This window comes from Nostoc sp. JL31, assembly GCF_017114965.1.
GTDB lineage: Bacteria > Cyanobacteriota > Cyanobacteriia > Cyanobacteriales > Nostocaceae > Nostoc > Nostoc punctiforme_A.
On sequence record NZ_JABXKO010000031.1, the window covers coordinates 43,858 to 64,241 of the forward strand.

The 20,384-nt window shown below is 43.6% G+C and carries 16 protein-coding genes; 3 read left to right on the forward strand and 13 right to left on the reverse strand.

From position 1 onward, the window contains the following. Positions 1–240 precede the first annotated feature (240 nt). The 3 genes from HWQ43_RS05745 to HWQ43_RS05755 all read left to right on the forward strand — a co-directional run bounded on the left by HWQ43_RS05745 (position 241) and on the right by HWQ43_RS05755 (position 3,886). A complete protein-coding gene (locus HWQ43_RS05745; protein WP_292731139.1) occupies positions 241–903 on the forward strand; it encodes a hypothetical protein in 663 nt (220 codons plus the stop codon). Between the two features lie 342 nt (positions 904–1,245). Further along, positions 1,246–2,613: a hypothetical protein gene (locus HWQ43_RS05750; protein ID WP_292731141.1), complete on the forward strand. Its 1,368-nt coding sequence runs from the start codon at positions 1,246–1,248 to the stop codon at positions 2,611–2,613. 238 nt (positions 2,614–2,851) lie between these two features. Beyond that, positions 2,852–3,886, forward strand: a complete 1,035-nt coding sequence (locus tag HWQ43_RS05755) for a tetratricopeptide repeat protein (protein ID WP_292731143.1) — start codon at positions 2,852–2,854, stop codon at positions 3,884–3,886. Here HWQ43_RS05755 and HWQ43_RS05760 read toward each other — a convergent pair whose 3' ends face one another. The 13 genes from HWQ43_RS05760 to HWQ43_RS05820 form a co-directional block, all read right to left on the reverse strand. Beyond that, positions 3,887–4,057 carry a hypothetical protein gene (locus tag HWQ43_RS05760; RefSeq protein ID WP_292731145.1) on the reverse strand — a complete coding sequence of 57 codons (171 nt, stop codon included), beginning with the start codon at positions 4,055–4,057 and terminating at the stop codon, positions 3,887–3,889. It lies immediately after the preceding gene. Beyond that, on the reverse strand, positions 4,054–4,320 hold the full coding sequence (locus HWQ43_RS05765) for a type II toxin-antitoxin system RelE/ParE family toxin (RefSeq protein WP_292731147.1): 267 nt from the start codon (positions 4,318–4,320) through the stop codon (positions 4,054–4,056). Before HWQ43_RS05765 ends, HWQ43_RS05760 begins: the two co-directional genes overlap by 4 nt. Next, positions 4,317–4,556 (reverse strand): hypothetical protein, encoded by a 240-nt coding sequence (locus HWQ43_RS05770; RefSeq protein WP_292731149.1) that lies wholly within the window; start codon positions 4,554–4,556, stop codon positions 4,317–4,319. The genes HWQ43_RS05765 and HWQ43_RS05770 overlap by 4 nt, the downstream gene beginning before the upstream one ends. A gap of 681 nt (positions 4,557–5,237) precedes the next feature. After that, positions 5,238–7,103: an ABC transporter ATP-binding protein gene (locus HWQ43_RS05775; RefSeq protein WP_292731151.1), complete on the reverse strand. Its 1,866-nt coding sequence runs from the start codon at positions 7,101–7,103 to the stop codon at positions 5,238–5,240. A 111-nt stretch (positions 7,104–7,214) separates the two neighbouring features. Beyond that, the gene (locus tag HWQ43_RS05780) at positions 7,215–8,213 is read right to left on the reverse strand and encodes an aldo/keto reductase (RefSeq protein ID WP_292731153.1); all 999 of its coding nucleotides are present in this window, start codon (positions 8,211–8,213) and stop codon (positions 7,215–7,217) included. A 179-nt stretch (positions 8,214–8,392) separates the two neighbouring features. Then, positions 8,393–9,013 (reverse strand): GDSL-type esterase/lipase family protein, encoded by a 621-nt coding sequence (locus tag HWQ43_RS05785; protein WP_292731155.1) that lies wholly within the window; start codon positions 9,011–9,013, stop codon positions 8,393–8,395. A gap of 154 nt (positions 9,014–9,167) precedes the next feature. After that, positions 9,168–9,836 carry a dienelactone hydrolase family protein gene (locus tag HWQ43_RS05790; protein WP_292731157.1) on the reverse strand — a complete coding sequence of 223 codons (669 nt, stop codon included), beginning with the start codon at positions 9,834–9,836 and terminating at the stop codon, positions 9,168–9,170. Between the two features lie 190 nt (positions 9,837–10,026). After that, positions 10,027–11,565, reverse strand: coding sequence for an amidohydrolase family protein (locus HWQ43_RS05795; protein WP_292731159.1), 1,539 nt, complete (start codon positions 11,563–11,565; stop codon positions 10,027–10,029). Between the two features lie 252 nt (positions 11,566–11,817). Continuing rightward, positions 11,818–13,182, reverse strand: coding sequence for an LLM class flavin-dependent oxidoreductase (locus HWQ43_RS05800; RefSeq protein WP_292731161.1), 1,365 nt, complete (start codon positions 13,180–13,182; stop codon positions 11,818–11,820). Between the two features lie 611 nt (positions 13,183–13,793). Beyond that, entirely contained in the window at positions 13,794–13,979 is a 186-nt protein-coding gene (locus tag HWQ43_RS05805) for an FMN-binding negative transcriptional regulator (RefSeq protein ID WP_292731162.1), read from the reverse strand. Between the two features lie 243 nt (positions 13,980–14,222). Continuing rightward, on the reverse strand, positions 14,223–15,821 hold the full coding sequence (locus HWQ43_RS05810; RefSeq protein ID WP_292731164.1) for a B12-binding domain-containing radical SAM protein: 1,599 nt from the start codon (positions 15,819–15,821) through the stop codon (positions 14,223–14,225). Between the two features lie 619 nt (positions 15,822–16,440). Continuing rightward, complete coding sequence (locus HWQ43_RS05815; RefSeq protein ID WP_292731166.1) at positions 16,441–19,218, reverse strand: fimbria/pilus outer membrane usher protein; 2,778 nt, start codon at positions 19,216–19,218, stop codon at positions 16,441–16,443. Between the two features lie 395 nt (positions 19,219–19,613). Continuing rightward, on the reverse strand, positions 19,614–20,219 hold the full coding sequence (locus HWQ43_RS05820; protein WP_292731168.1) for a hypothetical protein: 606 nt from the start codon (positions 20,217–20,219) through the stop codon (positions 19,614–19,616). Between the last annotated feature and the right edge of the window lie 165 nt (positions 20,220–20,384).

Here is a 20,384-nt window from a genome sequence, read left to right on the forward strand (position 1 = left end):
TTTATCAAAATATTTTTCATTGTACTTCAAAATCAAATCCTATACATTGTAATTGTAAGTAGCAGTGATTAAAAATAGATTATCTACACGTAACCAAAGATAACTAAATAATCTAATAGCTACCAACTAGTTCTGCTAACAAAAAGACAACAATAAAGTTATAAAGCGCACTTAATTTTTGTCTATTTTATGTTGCGAACTAGCAAAATTGTCATCAAAACAATAAGAGGATTAATCCTAATGGCAGAAGATTTGAGTAATAGCAGTAGCAGTAACTCCTCTACTAGTGGGAACAATCCGCTCGGACAATCACCCTTTGGTCGCTTGACAGAAGTTCTTAGTGATAAAGACCTCGCCAATCTATTTAGTGGTGTTGGTAATGGAGAAAGTGGCGGTAGCCCATTTGGTGGTGGTGCTGCTGCTGGGGGTGGTGCTGCTGGTGGCAGTCAGCCTGATTTAGCCTATGGTGGTAATCCTTTCGCTGGCGACAACTTCTGGAATATCTTTGCAGGCGGTGTAAACCCATCTACAGTTGGTGGTAGCCCATCTACAGTTGGTGGTAGCTCATCCACAGTTGGTGGTAGCTCATCCACAGGCGGCGGAAACCAAGGTAGTGGCTACGACCCTTTGACTGGTAGTAGCAGCCAGACCTATGGTATTAGCACAACTGAAATACCGGACGGGTTCACTTTGAGGGCTACTATTGACAAGCTAGTTAACTCAAAGCTTGACAAGGAAGTGGGTGGTGGACAAACCTCGCCATTTCCAACTGGTGGACAAACCTCGCCATTTCCAACTGGTGGACAAACCTCGCCATTTCCTACTGATGGACAAACCTCGCCATTTCCAACTGGTGGACAAACCTCGCCATTTCCTACTAGTGGACAAAACCCCTTCGCTTAATAGAATCCTTGCGAAAATCAGTAGATAAATAGAAGAGAACAATGATGAGTTCTTCAGTACATAGTATGCTAGTACAGCTTGGCACAAATAAACATATTATTCGATAAACCAGAAAAGCGTGTATTATCGCTGATGTGTCTTCTGCCTTATTGTACTAGTTTGCTATTTTACGCCCGAAACTCTTCTCAGGTAAAGGTTTAGGCAATATCTTCTGTTAGTTTGACGGTAAGATTATTAAAGCCTTTATTTTAGAAATATTTTGGATTTAGCAAATTCATAATTGGTATAAGAAGTACTGAAGACTCCATAATTTTTTAACTAAAAATAGGAGAATTAGTGCCAATGGAAGCGTCTGCTGTCAATCCCATTAATGGTGGAGTTAATCACTTAAATGCAGGTGGCGCTAGCAATCTATATAACGGTAATTCCTTTGCTGCCAATAACAGTTTGTCTGCTGCTAAGGACAGCCTGTTGATGGGTGGTAGCAATCTGTTATTAGGTAACGGTAGCAATCCGATTCCAGGTGGCGGTATTAACCCGTTTGCAGGTGATGGTGGCAGTGGGCTTCAGAAATTAATCTTTGAGCGATTAAAGTTAGTTCTGGGTGATAACTATTTCAAGGGTATTGATAACACATTAGCAGGAGGTAGTAACCCGTTTGCAGGCAGTGGTTTTCCCATTCCAGGTGGCGCTAACAACCCTTTTGCAGGTAACAGTAATCCGATTGCAGGTGGGACTACCAATCCGTTTGCAGGTGACAGTAATCCTATTATAGGTGGGTCTACCAATCCCTTTGCAGGTAACAGCAATCCGATCGCAGGTGCTGGAAGTCTGCTTCAACAATCGCCTTTCGATCCGTTGAAAGAAGTTCTTGGTAACAATATACCTTTTAGTAACACTGGCAATACATCTAATTCAGGTAGCCAAACCTTTAATCAGAGCAACGCACCGGTTGGGAAAGGTAATAAGAACTTTGGTAGTAATAACGCGACTATTGGTAATTTTAACTCGGATAATGGCAGTAACAGTGCAACCATTGGTAATGGTAACTGGAACTTTAATAATGACAATGCAACTATCGGTAATGGCAATTGGCTATTTGGAAAGAGTAACACAACCCTTGGTAATGGCAACTGGGATTGGGACAACGGCAGTAATAATGCAACACTAGGTAATGGAAATTGGCACTTCGGCAGTGACAACGCAACCATTGGAAACGGCAATTGGGATTTTGGTACTAATAACACAATTATTGGTAATGGTAACTGGGTTTTTACCAGTGGAAATGAAATTATTGGTAATGGTAATTGGTTAGCGAATACTGATAACACAAAGATTGGAAACGTCAATAATCTCAGCAGTTTAAAGTTATCCCCATTAGGGATAAAAACTGATGTTAACAATCTGATTGACTCTCTTATAGGTAAAATAGGTCAAAATTTTCTTGGGTTCACAGGAGATTTTGATGAATCGAGTAGCCAAACGTTTAACCGCCTCATCTCTTCTAAAAGTGTTGGTAATGATACTGATATATCTAGCGATATTGAGCAACTTTTGGCATCACTCAGTCCAATTCAAGGAAATTTCATCAATTATCAGCCTGTGCAAAACCCTCAGCCTGTCCCAGAATCTGCTTCTTCAGTGTCGTTGATAGTAATGGGAATGGTGTGTTTGCTGTTGTCACTCTTCAAAAAACAACAGCACTGTTAACGTAAATTTAATCTTTCTCAGCTGATTGCGATCGCACTTTCTGTTTCTCTACCAGGTTGACTTACAGCAGTAATTAGCGAAAATTGATGCTGTCCGCGCCAAGTTTATTGAAATTAACTTTACACCTGATATAGACCTATTAATTGCTGGATTACAACAGAATCCTCAATGCCAAGAAATCCAATTTGTTGTTTTAGATTTTCCTGATGGGAATTTACGATTTCTGCGGGATGAATTGGTGGAGCAATTAGCCAAAATTACTAAAGAAACAAATAAAAAACTTGTTTTATTAATTCGGAATTTAGAAAAATCGATTGGTGTTTTTGGAGATTATCCCCCAGTTTTACAGGATTTAAACTTCGTCCGCGATTCTTATCGAAAAACCGTACCTCATCCGCTTTTATTTATCTTGCCAGATTATGCAATTTCGCGGTTAGCAAAATTTGCACCTGATTTTTGGGCTTGGAAATCAGGTTTATTTCGCTTTAAAACCACAGAATTGACTAGAGATAGGGCAATTGCCAATACTCTGAATACAGACACCAATATAGATCGCTTACCAACACCAGAACAACAAGAACGTATCGATTTATTACATAGCTTGTTGATGGAATATAACCCAACTGGAGAAATACCCAGCCCAGAAAATCACCGCAATTGCTGTAATATTTTAAATGAATTGGGCAAAGCATATTTAAGTCAGCACAAACCAATCCAAGCTAGAGAGTATTTAGAAAAAGCTTGCGAAATTACCAAGAAATTTCCTGATTATTCCTTAGAAATCGAAGTTATCAATCAGTTAGGTAAAAGCTATCAGCAGCAACGACAGTTTGAAAGTGCAAACAGCTATCATCAACAAGCTTTAGATATTGCCAAAGAGCAGAAAAATCGTCCTGCTGTCGCCAATTCCTTGTTTTATTTAGGTAATGTCTCTCTGAATATGCGAGAGTTCCACCAGGCACAGGATTATTATCAACAAACCCTGGAAATCGAAATCGAATTTGGCGATCGCTATTCCAGTGCTAGCACTTACTATCAGCTTGGGAAAGTAGCAGAAGAATTAGGAGAGTTAGAGGAAGCAAAAGCCAATTACCTACAAGATTTGGTAATTACAACTGAGTTTAATGACGAGCATGGTTTGGGTATTTCGTTGCATAATCTTGCCTGTTTTTATCAAACTACTCAGGATGAGGATTTATTGAGGGAAGTAACGAAGATATTAGGGACAACAGTGGAGGAATTAAAGGAGACAATAATCAATAGTGAGGAGTAATCAATCGCATTTTGGGTTTTGTGGGTAAGGGCGATCGCGTTTGCTTGTTTGGTTTGTGGAGGTGCGATGTCTAACGACAAGCCGCGTTGCATCTACGCGTTTTGGGTTTGTGGGGAGGTGCGATTGGGTTTTGTGGAGGTGCGATCGCTCTAAGTTTTTCTTGCTTCTCAACTTTCATCTTTATAAATATTTTTACGATGTCCGACTTCCACAACATTCACCACTAGAAGATCGTCGAAAATATCATAGATAACGCGATAGTCACCTATTCTAATTCTGTAAGCATTTTCTTTCCCTTTTAGCTTTTTGACCCCATTCGGACGTGGTTCTGTAGCTAAATCATCAATTTTAATTTGTATACGTTCTTGAAGTTCTGACGGTATTTTTTTAAGTTGCTTCAATGCACCCCTCAGTATTTCAACTTTATAACTCACGCAACTTCCTTTTGGATTCCTGTTTTTAGTTCTTTTTTAGCTTCTTCCCATGACAATGAATTATCAATATCAGCTTCTTTTTTCGCTTTATCGTAGGCCTTTAAATCTTCTTCTTCTTCTTCTTCTTCGATTGTTTGAAGTAGTGCGTAAATCTCATCTAAAGTACTATCATAAGCTTGATTTAACAGGATGTTAATCTCTTTAATTAATTGTTCGCGTTCCTGTTCACTTTTCATTTTTAGACCTCTTTTATTGCAAATATAGAGCAGATTAGATTGCAATTTAATGAAGTACAAAAATACCCCTCCCTAACCCTCCCCTTTCCAAGGGGAGGGAACTAGATTTTTCCCCCCTTGTAAAGGGGGGATTAAGGGGGGTAAGAATGTACTTCATTTAGATGCAAAATACTGTATGTTTAGAATTTGTCTTTCTTACTCTCAACTGAGGCTGTGACTAAGACAGTAATTCAATTATAAAGCGATCGCGTTTTGGGGTTTTGAGATGGGGAGAGAAATAAATAAGTGTATTGATGCCTATACCAGTCGTAAAAATTACTCAAAATTTCTCTTTGCTCCCCTGCTCATTTCACGATAATCTCACTTTTTCGCGTTGCTCCTCTTAAGGAAGCGATCGCATCTGTATTTTATTTCCCTGGTGGAAAAGTTCCCCCGTCACCTGCATCGGTATACTTACAATAGACATTCAAGCCGATTTTGAGGATGTAGAGAATAACAATAGTAGCGATCGATGCAGCACTTATGATATAGAACTCATATTTAATTTTTTAAATATACGTAGGGTGCGTTACGCTATGCGATAACACACCCTACTTCAATTACATTACTTTAGTTTTCTGGACTCTTTGCCGGACAATTCTTGAATTGAATTTGCAAATAAACCTCAAGTAGCGGCAAATGTCAAGCGATCATTTCCTCTTCGATGTTATCTGTGCCAGTGCGAATCTCGTCCAGATTTTCCGGTAGAAATCCACCTGCTTGCATTTTCCATAATCTGTAGTAAGCGCCGCCGAGTGCCAGCAGTTTGGCGTGGGAACCATCTTCGATAATCCGACCTTTGTCGAACACCAAAATCCGGTCTAAATGGACGATGGTAGATAATCGATGAGCTACCACGATGACCGTTTTCCCATTCATTGCTAAGTCGAGGGTATCCTGGATTGCTTTTTCGGTAATTGAATCGAGGCTAGAGGTGGCTTCATCTAAAATCAGGATCGGCGCATCTTTGAGGATTACCCGCGCGATTACAATGCGCTGTCTCTGCCCTCCAGACAACTTGACACCACGTTCGCCCACCAGAGAATTATAACCATCCTTGCTTTGGACGATGAAATCGTGAGCATGAGCCTTTCGCGAAGCCTCTATTACTTCTTCATCGGTTGCATCCAAGCGACCATAACGAATATTTTCTAGCAAAGTGCGATGAAACAGAGACGGATCTTGGGGAATTAAGCTGATCTGAGCGTGTAGCGCATCCTGAGTCATGTCTCGAATATCGACCCCATCAATGATAATCTGTCCAGATTGTGGGTCGAACAAACGCAGAATCAGATTGACAAAGGTGGATTTTCCAGAGCCAGATAAGCCCACCAATCCGACACGCTGTCCCGCTTGGATGGTGACAGAAAGGTTGTTGAAAACTTTCTTCTCATCTGTGTAGTTGAAATTCACCCGCCGAAACTCAATCTTACCTTGGGTGATTGAGTGAGCGATCGCTTTCTCGCGATCAACCAACTCGTGCGGTTGAACGATGGTGAAAACACCATTGGCGACATTCCCCACATGTTCAAAAAATTCCAGAAAGCGGCGGCTCAAATTCCGGGCTTCACTGATGATCAACAGTGATAAGCTAGTTGCTACAACAAAGTCAGCAGTGGCGATCTTTCCTTGACTCCAAAGAGAGAGCGAGTAATACAGGGTGCTGATTTTCAGAATGGCTGCTGAGATGAACTGAAACCAGCGAATGCGCTCCGAGTACCAGTTGGACTCTCTCACGTGTTTGAGTTCGTGCCTTAATTGCTCATTCAAATAGCGTCGTTCAAAACCAAAGCGAGCAAATAGTCGGCTACTAGTGAGATTTGTGACTGTATCTACGATGATCCCAGTTGTCTCACTTCTGGCGGCTGCGGCTTTCCGGGAGTAAAATCGGCAGCGAGTTGCCAGCCAGAACGAAATACTGATGAAGAGAACTGCCCATATTCCCACGAGTGCAGCTAGTGGAGGATAGGCGCGATACAGTATCGTCGTGGCGACGGAATACACAACAATTACTGGCATAAATTCAGTAATCATCATTTGCATTGTCTGGGTAACACCCAGAGAAGTTTCGCTAATCCGATGTGCCAATGCCCCGGAAAAACTGCTGCTCAGGTAGCGATGTGAATGGTGTTGTAAGTAGGCATATAGCGATCGCACAATGTGCTGTCGGTGGATGGGATGGAGAATCGTCTGCAAGAGTCCAGCCGAGCGCCCAAATACCACTTCACCCACACTCAAGCCGATGAACAACATCAAGGGTTGCTTCATGGCATCAAAAATGGGCTTACTGTCGCCCGTCGATCGCGTCACGCCCCGAATGATCTCACCAATAGCATAAGGCAGCATGATGCCACAGGTTGCGTGTATTACCTCCAGGATCACCATTAACACATACCACCAGCGAAACTGGTTAACAAAATAGCAAATGAACCTGAATGGAGTTGATGGCAAATCTGGTGCATCAGGAGCACGTTGAAAGGATTTGGATTGTCTGGTCTTTTTTGTCATGAAAGTTCCGGTTTGCAAACCTCTAATACCAATTCGTAATGATGCTCCTACATCGCTAGTGCTGCGCTAACGTAATTCATAATCATGAAAATCATTTTTTATCAATAGAAACTAACGAAGAGAATCTCCCCTCCGGTATTCGGCGGTTAGGTCGTCTAACTTTTGTTTCAAATTGTCGTCAAGTTTTAGTTCTAGCGCCTTGAGGTTGTCAGCAAGTTGTTCTGGACGGCTAGCGCCAATGATGGGGGCAGTGATAATGGGATTAGACAAAACCCAAGCCACTGCTAGAGTGGTGAGAGAAAATCCAGCGAGATCCGCTACTGTGCGTAAATCTTCGACAGTATTGAACTCGCGATCGCGCCAGTAACGCTCTTGATAACGTTCTGCGGCAGCACCTAGCGTGAAACGCGTACCTGATGTGGGGCCTTGAGTAAAATTGTGTTTACCTGTAAGTAGACCACCTGCCAAAGGATTGTAGGAAATTACACCCAATCCTTCTTCTTTCGCCAGGGGCAATAGTTCTCGCTCAATTTCGCGGAATAACAGGTTGTAACGGGGCTGAATTGAGATGAACTTGGTTAAATTGCGCGTCTCAGCACGACCCAAGGCGCGGGCTAGTCGGTAGGCTAAGAAGTTGGAAACCCCGATGTAGCGCACTTTGCCAGCACGAACCACTGCATCGAGCGCTTCCAAAGTCTCATCAAGGGGAGTTGAAGCATCGTCGGAGTGCAACTGATACAGGTCGATATAATCGGTTCCCAAGCGTCGCAGGGAAGCATCGATCGCATCCAAAATATGTTTCCGGGAAGCCCCTTGATCCCAAGGTGCAGGACCAACTCGACCAACGCACTTGGTAGCTAAGATAAAATGTTCGCGTTTGCCTTTCAGCCAGCGCCCAACGATTTCTTCAGTGCGTCCAGCAGTAGCAAGCCCGCCGCCGAGGGGATAAACGTCGGCTGTATCTAAAAAGTTGATACCACCATCGGCGGCGGTGTCGAGGATCTGCCTGGAAGTTTCTTCGTCGGTCTGCAAACCAAAGGTCATAGTGCCGAGACAAAGACGCGAAACGGTCAATCCAGTTTTACCGAGATTAGTAGTTGATAAGGTCATAAAAATGTTGTTGATTGAGAAAATGTGAAAATTTTTAAATAGAATGCGACGTGCGTTCCGCCCCGATTCTCTACGAGACGCTACGCGTAGCTTGCTTCCCCGGAGGGGTACGCTAACGCAAAACTAAAACCCTGACACATCGACTAAGCCATAATTAGCCAATAGGATAGTCGGTATTTTTAAGGCGTGAACCAATTTAACCAACCTTCCCAGTTTTGGACGATCGCAGCAAATTCTGCATAACCATCTGCTTTTGGGTGAGCGCCATCATTAGCTTTTGCTTCTGCTAGCCAGATTGGTGACTTCACCAAACTAGAAAACACATCGAGATACGGAACATCTAGTTGATCGCAAACCAATGCGAATTCCTCTGAGAGATTTGCAAGAATTTGATTTCTTTTTTCTTGATCGACATCACCACAAGGTGGCGGACTAACCATCAAGATCGGATAGAGTTGCTTTGCTTGGCTTAAGATAGTGCGAGCATTTGCGATCGATTCAGAAAGTTCGATTCCTTGCTGTTTACCCGCCCATCCTGAATCGTTTGCCCCAAAAGAAAACACTACTCGACCATCGGATTCTCTGGGGAGACGATAGGAGACTTCTGAGTACCAACGTTGTTTGAGATACCGACTTGTCTCTGCCCGCACCCCCAAGTTGTAATGGGTGATAGCGTATCCTCTTAACTCAGCATTGCGGCACACTCTACCTGTCCAACCCAAAAACTCTGGATCGCCTGTGCCATTGACAAAGGATTCACCGATAAAACAAATTCTGATTTCTTTGCGAGAATCTGACATAAGTCAACTGAATTTTGCCGAAAAAGTTCGGTTTTGACTTGAGAAGAAGCATTATGTTCATGATTCTAGAAGATATTAATATATTGTTATGTTAGGCAGGCAGGACGCTGCCTACCTCACAGAATATTGCAAGTTAGTTTTTGAACATTTTACTTCAAGCGACTACAGAAATTTCACGACGGTTCTGGGAAATTAGCCATTGTTGTAACTTCGGATCGCCGTATACTTCATCTGCAATAAAATGATCGCCTTCCGGTAGCACTGTCAAATCAACTTTCCCCCCGACTTTGCGTAAGCGCTCAACAAAATTCTCTGTATCCTCAATCGGCAGATTTTTGTCCTGTCCACCTTGGAATATCTGAACGGGAATGTCTTTGAGTGCAGCTAGTTCGCTTTCTGCTAATGTTTTTGGTACACGTCCAGAAACAGGTACTAAACCTGCGAAGCGATCGGGATGTAAAGCAGCGATATGCCAGATACCCGCCGAGCCTAAGCTGAATCCAGCCAATATCACCCGCGCTGGATCGACAGGCTGAGAAACAATCAGTTCATCAAGCAAAGTAAGCACATCATCTGCTCGATCTGCCCAAGTCTGTTCAGCCGGAATTTGGGGTGCAGCAAAGATATAAGGTAACGAGTTGGATAAATCCACGAAACGAGGTAGACCCCATTTCAGTAGCACATTCAAATCCGTCCCGCGATCGCGTCCTCCGTGCAGAAAAATTACTAAGGGTGCAGGTTGCTTGGCATTGTCAGAAACAGGCGAGAAAAGATAAGGCAAGGAACCATTGTTGGTGTCGTGAGAGCGTTGTTCGACAGGCATTGTTGACTCCTAATTTGATTTGGGGATTGGGTATAAGAGGCAGCACTTCGGCTACGCTCAGTGACCGAGGTGCAGAGGAGAAAAACATTACTGCGACTTCTCTTCTGCTCCCTCATCTCGCCTTTTACACTACTCAGTGCTAAGTCCTGAGTGAATTAAGAAGTACTCAGCACTCGAAACTCAGCACTCTTTATGCCACTACTAGGCTCTTGTCCACTTGTTTAAATTCGGTGTTATTCACCTTGGATTCGATCGCTGTACCCTTGAAGAAATCGGGGTTAGCTTGGGTGTAAAACTTGTAGGGATTAGCGAATACATAGGATTTGAAGTCGGCTTCGGAAATAACGCCTTCTTGTACGAGATCCCAGCTTTCAGCCAAGGGGGAAGTTAAGTCTGGCACATCCCAGTGACCAACATCGGAGGAATAGATGGCGTTGATTTTGACTCCCAAGGGATTGGCTTTGTCGTTGAATGCCGTAGCGATCGTGCGATCGTCGGACTCGGAACCAAAGAAGAAACTGTTCACCCAGCGATCGCGGATGTCTTCAATTGTTTCAATGCCTGCTGCTGCAAAATCATCCAATTCGCTACCAATTGGCGCACGGCTATGACGGCTGAATGAAGCTCCTAGTACAGTCTTGGTCAATTCATCCTTATCGAGGGAATGCCCTTGAGTAACTTCTGCACCGTAGCGCTCAAATATTTCAAACAACTCATCGGCATTTGTCAACGCTGGATTGTAGTTTTCCAGTGCCTTGATATTGCGCTTCGAGAACCGATCTACCAAATGAATGTAGACACGCGCACCCCAATCTGCACCACCTTCCAGCATCGCTACACGCAACTGTGGAAAACGCTTAGTAACACCGCCGAAGAACAACGCCTTCGCAAATGCTTCCGAACCATCGGCGAAGTGACCGATATGGTTGTTCATGTAATTACTGATGGAAGAGCGGCCAGTCCAACCCTGACTGCCGTAATGGGTGGTGACAGGTACGCCCAGTTCCACGACCTTTGCCCAGAAAGGATCGTAGTCGTATTCACTATCTAGTCCGTAGAAGTCGATATAAGAAGCATACTTGGCGATTTCGGGGAATTTATCGGCTGGATATTTATCAGCGATCGCTTTAATCGGCCGTTTCACCCCGCCAGTGATATTAATCACTTTTAAACCAAGTGTTTTTACTGCAAACTCTAGCTCCTCAATGCCTTCTTGGGGAGTAGTTAAGGGAATACCAGCTACCGGTGTCAGGCGATCGCTATATTTCCGGTAGATATCAGCATGATAGTGATTGACCGCGCGTTGCAGTGCTTGACGATTCTCTGCACTCGCTCCAGCCGGTGCCAAAACATTGTTGGGAAACAGCACCGAATAGTCCGATCCTTGTTCCGCCTGACGCTCATAGAGCAATCCGGGAAGGGTGTAAGTAGCGAGATCCAATGTGTTTTTAGTAACTCTAGCCCACCAAGGCGATCGGATTGTGCGGTTATATTGACGTTCTTCAGGAGTTTGTTGATACCAGTCTTTACCGTTGCTCTTAGAGTTAAGACGGGAGGCTTCAGTCTTGCGTAACTCATCTACAAGTTTCACACCGCCGTACTTAGCGATGTAATCCTCAAAAGCTGGCGTGAAATCATTGGTATGAACGTCGGTGTCGATTACTGGATAATCAAGGGTTGCTCTGATTGCAGCAGAGCGTGAGGTCTTCAATCGGCTATATTCAGTCATGTTTTTTTCCTTACCTACGGCACAAAAATTACAAAGTTTTTCAGCATCCAATGCTGCTATTGACAAATACATTTCTTGTAGAGACGGCGATTTATCGCGTCTCCACTCTCCACTCCACAATCGCGTCTCTCTACGATTTTCTGTAAGGCGGCGATCTACAGAAGGTACGCTTTAAAAGGTATGGCTTAAGCATCCGTGAAAAATTCATTTATCCTACAGCACTATAAACACAGTGCAGATATGAAAAGTCATTTACGCCAACACCAATCTTTCATCTAGTTGTTTAGCGACAAAACGATTCGTCGGACGACGCAATCCCAGATTTTCGCGCAAAGTACTGCCTTCGTATTCAGTACGGAAGAGTCCGCGTTTTTGGAGGACGGGAACGACTAGGTTAACGAATTCATCTAATCCTGTGGGAAGGATTGGCGGCATGATATTAAAGCCATCTGCTGCACCGTTGTTGAACCATTCTTCTAGTTGGTCAGCAATGGTTTCGGGAGTACCAAGTATGGTGCGATGACCTCGTGCAGTAGCAAGAGAGAGATACAACTGACGCAGCGTAAGACTGCCACGAGTCGCTAAATCTTTGACTAGTTTGAGACGACTTTTGTTAGTGTTGGTGTCGCTGGGTAGTTCGGGAGCCACATCATCTAAAGAATATTTCGACAAATCCACACCCTTGTAATAGTTATTTAAAATCCCCCAAGCGACATCGGGATGGATTAACGATTGCAGAAATTCGTACTTCTCTTGAGCTTCTGATTCAGTACGGCCAATGATTGGGAAAGCACCAGGCATAATTTTTAGATCGTCTGGCGATCGCCCATATTGTGCTAGCCTACCTTTGACATCAGCATAAAATTCTTGGGCATCAGCTAGGGTTTGATTGGCCGTGAAAATCACTTCGGCAGTCTGTGCAGCCAAGTCGCGTCCTGATTCGGAGGCTCCAGCCTGAACAATCACCGGATAACCTTGCGGCGGACGACCAACGTTTAAAGGGCCTTTTACAGAAAAATATTTACCCTTGTGGTTCAATGTATGCAGTTTATCAGGGTCGAAATAGACACCAGATTCTTTGTCACGGATGAAAGCATCGTCTTCCCAACTATCCCATAGACCTTTCACCACTTCCACAAACTCTTCAGCGCGTTCATAACGCTGGCTGTGTTCTGGATGATGCTCAAGTCCGAAATTAAGTGCAGCATTCTCATTGCCTGTTGTAACTACGTTCCACCCGGCCCGGCCTTTACTCAAGTAGTCTAGGGAAGCAAACTTACGTGCCAGGGTGTAGGGTTCTTCATAAGTGGTCGAAGCGGTGGAAATGAAGCCGATGTTTTGGGTTACAGAGGATAAGGCCGAGAAGAGGGTGACAGGCTCAAAATGGGCAATTTTACCATTGCGATGCTGAGTTTCTGGAGCGCCGCCCCAGACTCCTGGACTATCTGCCAAGAAAACTGCATCGAATAAGCCGCGTTCAGCAGTTTGGGTAATTTCTTTATAATGCTCAAAATTCAGTCCAGCATCTGCTTGTGTATCGGGATGTCGCCAAGCAGAGACATGGTGTCCGGTAGCTTGAATGAATGCACCTAAACGAATTTTGCGTGTTGTACTCATGCTTTTTTCTTTTCTTAAAATTGCCTTAGCAGTAGCTCTATGGTTGGTATCGCTGATTTGTATATAGCTACGTCAGTCATGATTTAACTGCCGCTACGATAGTTTGGCTAATTCCTAACTGCTCAAATGCCTGACACATCTCGATCAAATCTAGATGCCTACATGGCAATTGACTGATGACAAGATGACAGCATTAGGGTTTAAATCGCTGATATAAGTCCCAAAAATACTCGGATAGCATATCGACAAAATCTTTTCCCCATAAAACTTTGAGGTATTCGTGTCAGTCATTCAGGCATTCACCCCTTGCTACACACTGAATGTAATCATGGAATGCTCTCTAGCAACCAAGCTTATCGTTCAGTTATTTAATAATTGCTCAAAAATCAAATAACCGAATTGTAAGCAAGTTTAAAAGCACAGCAGAATTAAGGATGCTGCTGCTTGGCGCTCGAATTACCATAAATTTATTTAGTAATTTTACCCAGCAGATATGAGCCTACACGATCGCTACAAAAAAAGATGTGTTGGCAATCACAATCTCATGAAAAACTAATTATTAGCTTCACTAATATTAAGTATTGCAAACTATTGGTTTGCGAAGTATATAGTTATGTATGATGTCCAAAGCTGATTAGACAATACTCTAGGTTCGCTTGACCTCTCCCCACGGCTAGAAACTGCGGGTTTTTAGTCTGGCAATTGAGAATAGACACCAATGTGGCAAAACTGTTTGCACGCATGAAGGCAACAAGTTTTTCAATGTCATCTTCTCGAAAAGCATTTGGGATGTACATAATGCTTTAACCTCAGTCTCATTCCTCTGGATATGATAACTAGAGGTGTCATAGTTTGATCATTCAATCCACACTAAGAGATAATAGACATCTCCGAAAAAGAATGTAGAGACGTAGCAGTGCTACGTCTCTACAAGGGTTCTGGTTAACGCATATTTAATTTCTGGAGATGTCTAATGATTATCTCCTGGTGTGATTGGGAAGGCTGAAAGAGGCATTCAGTGGAAGTCTTAAACCCTTGCTCTAAGTACTATGAGTTAATACTTCCATCACTTCTGCTTGCGATTTTACCCTAGCTTCTGCTGCCAGAAATTCAGCCACTTGCGCCTCAATTTCATCTCGGACAATTTGGCGATATTCCAAGAAATGCTCAATTTGGGCACAAACAGCTAAATAGCTACTTACCCCACCTGGATTATGTCGATACATGCTCCACAAGTTGCGCCAGAATTGCCAGCGCGTCTGACGACGTACACCCTGCCGCCAGCAAATAATCAGAAACGCTCGTAGTACTTTCCAGTTCAATGGTTTCTTGGCAGCTTTACCCTTTTTCGGGTAGGTTGCTTCGCCCAAAAGCCGGAAGTGTTTGTATGTACGCTCCAAAAATCGCTCTGGCTCATACAAATCACAGAAAGCCTGCACATATTCACGAGCGATGTCTTCTAAGGGCCGAGTTGGGACAAAGTTCATCAACGTGGTTTGGTTGATGTTGGCAGATTTATTACGGAGTCGTCCTTCCTTTTCTAATCTATGCCAGAGGGCTGTATCTGGAAGCGCTTGCAGCATACTAAATAAGGCTGTGGGAATTGCTGTTTGCTCGACAAACTTGACAATTCGTGCGCCGGCTCCTACTTTCTCGCCATCAAACCCAATGATAAACCCTGCCATGACTCGTAACCCTGAGCGGGTAATTTTATTCACCGCGTCACTGAGTGAGTCTCGCGTATTCTGGTATTTCTGAGTGAAAGTAAGACTTTCTTCGTCTGGAGTTTCAATTCCCAGAAAAACGGCTCCGAAATTACACGCTACCATCAAATCCATCAGTTCTTGATCTTGGGCTAAATCAACTGAAGCCTCTGTGGCAAAGGAAAAGGGATAGTTATGTTCTACCATCCAGGGGAGAAGGGACTTCAGAAATAATTTGACATTCCGCTTATTGCCGATGAAGTTGTCATCCACCATAAAAATACTGCGTCGCCAACCCAGTTTGTAGAGATAATCAAGTTCTGCTAAAAGTTGCTCTGGGTTTTTGGTGCGGGGTTTGCGACCGTATAGCACAATAATGTCGCAAAATTCACATTGAAAGGGGCATCCACGGGAAAATTGCACCGACATCTCTGCATAAGCTTCAAACTCTAGCAAGTCAAAGCGAGGAGTTGGAGTGTTGGTGACATCTGGTTTTTCACCACCAGAACGAAAAATGCCTGTGCGATCGCCCCGTGCGATCGCTGCTACAAATAAGGGTAGGGTAATTTCCCCTTCGTCTAATATCAAATAGTCTGCTCCGGCGGATGTCATTTCATTCGGTAGCGCTGTCGGGAAAGGCCCACCCACCGCAACCCGCTTACCTCTCTGCTTTGCTTCCAATATCTGAGAGAGCAAATCCTCTTTTTGCACAATCATCGCCGACATAATAACCAAATCTGCCCAAGCCCATTCGGCTTCTGTACAGACGCGAACATTTCGATCTACTAGCTTGAAATTCCATTCTTGCGGTAAAATTGCTGCTACAGTTACCAAGCCTAAAGGCGGTAGCATTGCTTTACGGTCTAATAAAGCCAGTGTTTTTTCAAAAGACCAGAAACTTTTTGGAAAGCGGGGGTATAGAAGTAAAACGTTCATATTTGATGTTTATAAACCTTAATTGTTGCTGCTGATTGAATTCATGTCAAACTAAACCAGTCGTGATGACACATTAGAGGAGCTTGTATATCCACTAGCTGTAACTTCTACTATGACTGATTTAGACAAAGCAATATCTTGTTAGGGCGATTATTACTGTTTTCAGATCAGAGAATAACTGAAAATTGCTTATGAGTGTCAGGAGTGCGATATCTACGACGGGCAACTCTTGCAGAGGCTACACCAACACCTACTGTTCTTTTTCTGACTTGGCAAATTGGCAACTCTAAGAAAATTAACCGTGTTATTTTCAATACTATACAAGGTGTATTTGCACTTTCAAGCTATTTAGACGGGCTGCAACCCGTCTTTTTTATCTTTGGATCATTTTAAAATCTTGTTAAATCTTGTTTCCGGGTAGAACTGACAATGCTCTTTCATTGTAACCCTGCACGAATCTGCATTCCCAGCCTCCGGCTGGAAACGAGGTAAAACTGGCGAAGACATTGCCATGAATTTTAGCTGTTTTTGTTCTCGTAAAATACACGCGAACAAATTTGATGAAATTAGAGTCTTATTCAATACCCCATGTTCTCTTGTTAGATTATCAAAAATCAGTCTATTTCACAGGAACAGGGATTTTAAGAGGGCCAATATCGTAGATTCCAGTTTGTTTAGGAGGAACCTCAAAGTGGATGACATTCTGTTGATTGCTATTTAGGCGGAGTTCGTACCTACCGGGCTTAAAACCTTCCAAGGCAAACTTACCCACTTTGTTAGTAAACAAAGTAACCGGCTGCCAATTTGGATCGGAGAGTGACCTTACTTCAGCCGCTTGCAATGCAACAGGTTCTCCGTTTGCGTCTAGCAATACGCCTCTGAGAAAAACAGTAGCTTCTGTACCGATCCGAATTAAAGTGCCACTTTTATAACTAGGTAAAAGGTTGTAAATTTCTCCACCTAAATCGTATCCTAGCGGCAAATCTGACGCATCAATTCGTAGTGAGGAAACATAGTAGGACGATAAATCGGGAACAACTGCCGGACCAAGGCTATCAGCACGAGCAGTATAGCCGCCTCCACTTGGATTAATGCCGATAATCTGACCTCTCAAGTTTTGATTAGGAACAACTAGAGCAAAGCTATTGCTAATAGGACGCGACCATCCAAAATGACCATCCGCAAAAACTAGGGCTGTCCCAAACGTGAGTTTAGTTAGATTGCCAATACTTTCATTCTTCTCTCCCAAAATATTTAAATCATGAGAGAGGTTAGTTGTGAAGCGATAACCTGTGTAATTCAATCGGCTGGTAATGCCGTAATTGTTGGAGCCTACCAATGCACCGACACTAGCATTGATGCCACCAATTGTTTTACGCGAATTGTAGTTCCAGGTTACTTGGTTGCTAGGACTACCTGTAGAGTTGATATTGGTTGAAGCAATAATAGACTGCCGCTGTCTAGGCAATGAGTAAAAAAGATTGAGGAAAACTCTTTGTTCATCGTTGCCTGTGTCGTTTTTTCTATAGCTATAATTTAAGTTGACGCCTAGACCATTGCCAAAACCCTTAGAAAGTCCTAGTGAGGCTCCGTAAGTATCAAGTACATCTGAGCGACCAAACTGGTAATCAAGACCTAAGTTAGTGTTGATGTTCGCAAAAAGTCTTTGGCTATAGTTAGCGGAAAGATCCCAACCAAATTTCTTACGAGAAGTTAATTCATCTGCGGTAGTGAACCCATCGCCCTGATGTTCTAAGGCAAGTCTGAGCGTTCGTTGCGAGGAGTTCTTTAGTCCTGATTGCAGGTATTCGTAACGCAATCTGAAAGCATAGTCCGTTCCGATGTCGCTGGCATGGCTGAAGGCCGCATCCCAACCCAAGTTACCGTAAGAAGTTGCCCAGGCTCCTTCCCAGCCTAGCAATTGTTGTTTTGGATCGCCTTGAAAGTAGGCACCCATTGTGAGAGTGTTACTCAACCCCTGACGATAAGCTAAATAGAGTGCTGGTCGCTCCCAAGAGTAGCTGTAGCCGCCGTTTTTTGCTTGCGATGGGAAGCCGAAGCTATAAGCAAACTGTTTTAAACCCGTAGATAGCAACTCTCCAGCAACAGCAGCAGGGAAATCCAGTCGCTGGACTCGACCCACAGCATCAGTGATAATAAGTTGCACGTCGTTGATGCCACCACTGAGAGGAAGATCGCGAATATCTTGCCGACCAGCAGGTAACTGTAGTGTTTGCACTGGCAGCCCGTTAATAAATACTTCAACTTTTGATGGTGTTTCTAGAAAAAACTCAAACTGGCTAATTGGTCGGGTAACTCGATAGGGCTGCAAGGAAAAGTTTCTAGCAACTGTAACTCCTAGCAGAGGACGACTACTTTGATAGCCAGAGATCGGAACTGAGAGATCGCCAATCACATAGCGCAAAGCTTGGTCGGGAGCATCATGCACAAGCCGTAGATCGCCACGTACCCACAAAGGATCGGTTCGTTCACTGAATGTACTACTACCCTCTAGCACCCATCCCTTCCAGTTCAAGGCTCCCTCTAAATTTAATTGCAGGGGTTGTCTTCCTGTTGCCGTACCTTGTGTTCCTGACCACAGATAGTCTTGCCCACCCCGCAAATTGATGTAGCCGCTCATAGCGCTAGGACGCAGAGCATTTTCGGCTTCGGGTGGCAGTCCTTGTTCTCGCAAATTATAAATGCTAGTCTTGCGTTGAACTGGAGGAACCTGAATTCTTAGCTCTAACTGGCGATCGTCAAAGGTTGCTTCCAAACCATTTTGTCGCAGCACCTCCAGCGTGAGATTACCTTCACTGTCTACTGCTGCTTGCAGCTTTTGTTGAATGTCAGAGCGAAGAATTTTTGCTGTTTGTGTGAAGAGTGGTGTTGCTTGAAAGCGGACTGTGGCAATGTTGCCGGGGGAAAGCAAAACCAGAACTTGACCTGATTCTTGATCGTTGATGAAAAAGGGAACTACAACCCGTGGGATACTATCATGAGTCTGGGGCTGACCAAAAATTGTTTCAAATAGCTTGTCTGTGTTGTTATTTACTGGGGTTTGTGGCTGTTCTGGACTAGACTGCTGTAGTTGCCTGGTGCTTGGAGGTGGTAACTCAGTTTGATTATCAGCAGGGTTTGGTAGAGGAGTTGAATTGTCTGCTGTGGCTGGCTGCTTAGTTTGTTCTTTTACTAGAAGTGAAGCTGAGTGTTTAGGTTGATTTGGGGCTAAGGCTGGTAAGTTGGATAAGCTGACTGCTGGATTTAGCTGTTTGGCTTGCGCCTCGGCTAAGAATTTCGAGGGTTGAGGTTGGGTCTGAACTGAGTCTAGTGCAAGCGCCGGGAATACAACACTCCCCAAAAACAAAAATGTTAGGTTGGCTAGAACACAGTTCACACAAGTTTCTTGACAATAATGGAATTAAGTCAACTCCTTTATTACTTAAAGTACCCAGCCAGGTAAGACAAATATCAGTACCTCACTAGGCTTCATCGGGATTTGAACGGAGGAACTACAAAATTATCAGAGCTTTGCGGTAACTCTCTGGAGCCGCTAAGTTTGTTTACAACTTGCTCGTAGAGAGTTATATCTACACTTGCTCAATGGCTGTCATATCATCTTTGCCAAATTACCCATAATAAAAGAACTCAACCCCTAAGAGCCGGCTCTTAGGGGAGCTAAAGCTGCGCTTTGGCTCTTTGGGGTTCCGGGTAGTATGCTTAATTGCCCGGACATCATATCACTGATAATTGGGTGATACTCGGTAACATCTGCCCTCAGAAGTGGAGGCATTAATGATCTATAATCTCGAAGATGAGGGTATCAGTATAGACCCCTGTTGGCGTAGTACTAGCATCTGAGCCATTGACATTGATACTCAAGTATCGGTAACAACCCGTGCTGATAGCACAGGCCAAAACGTCTGAGCTTTTAGAATTTTGATGCTCAACAACCATTTCAGTTGTGCTTAGACTGATGGCTGATGCACCGTTATATCTAAAGGTATAGGGAACCGAATAAACAACATTATTAATATTCAGCTTCAGCAAACCATTGTTGACTGACTTCACCATCACTGTGTAACCATCAGCTGAATTAGAGCGGATGGCAAGACTACTAATGATAGCGTTATTGATATCTAAGCCATTGAGAGGAACTTTAACCAGAACCGTGTTTGAAGAGATATCAAGAATTAGAGGTACTGTACCCGTCAAATGAATCGTTGCAGTTGAGTCAGCGATCGCGGCTTGTGAGAACCCTGATACTGAAGCGATCACCAAACCTGAAGAAACCAATTTACGGCAAATGGAGGTAGCAACACCAACAGACAGACCAGAAGCAATGAGTTGGCGACAAAGCAAGCTGCCAGAGAGATTTTTATAGCGTTCAGTCTCCAATAGCCCTACCTTTGTTAGTTGACAGTGTTTAGATACTGATACTAGTTTTATTACAAATGCAGTTTTTGAAGGTCTTGAAACAAGTATCCAACGGCAAAATTCATTTGAGTCAATACCTTCGCCAAAAAAAGAGTATGAAGAGATAGGGCTGCCGTAGTAGAGTTA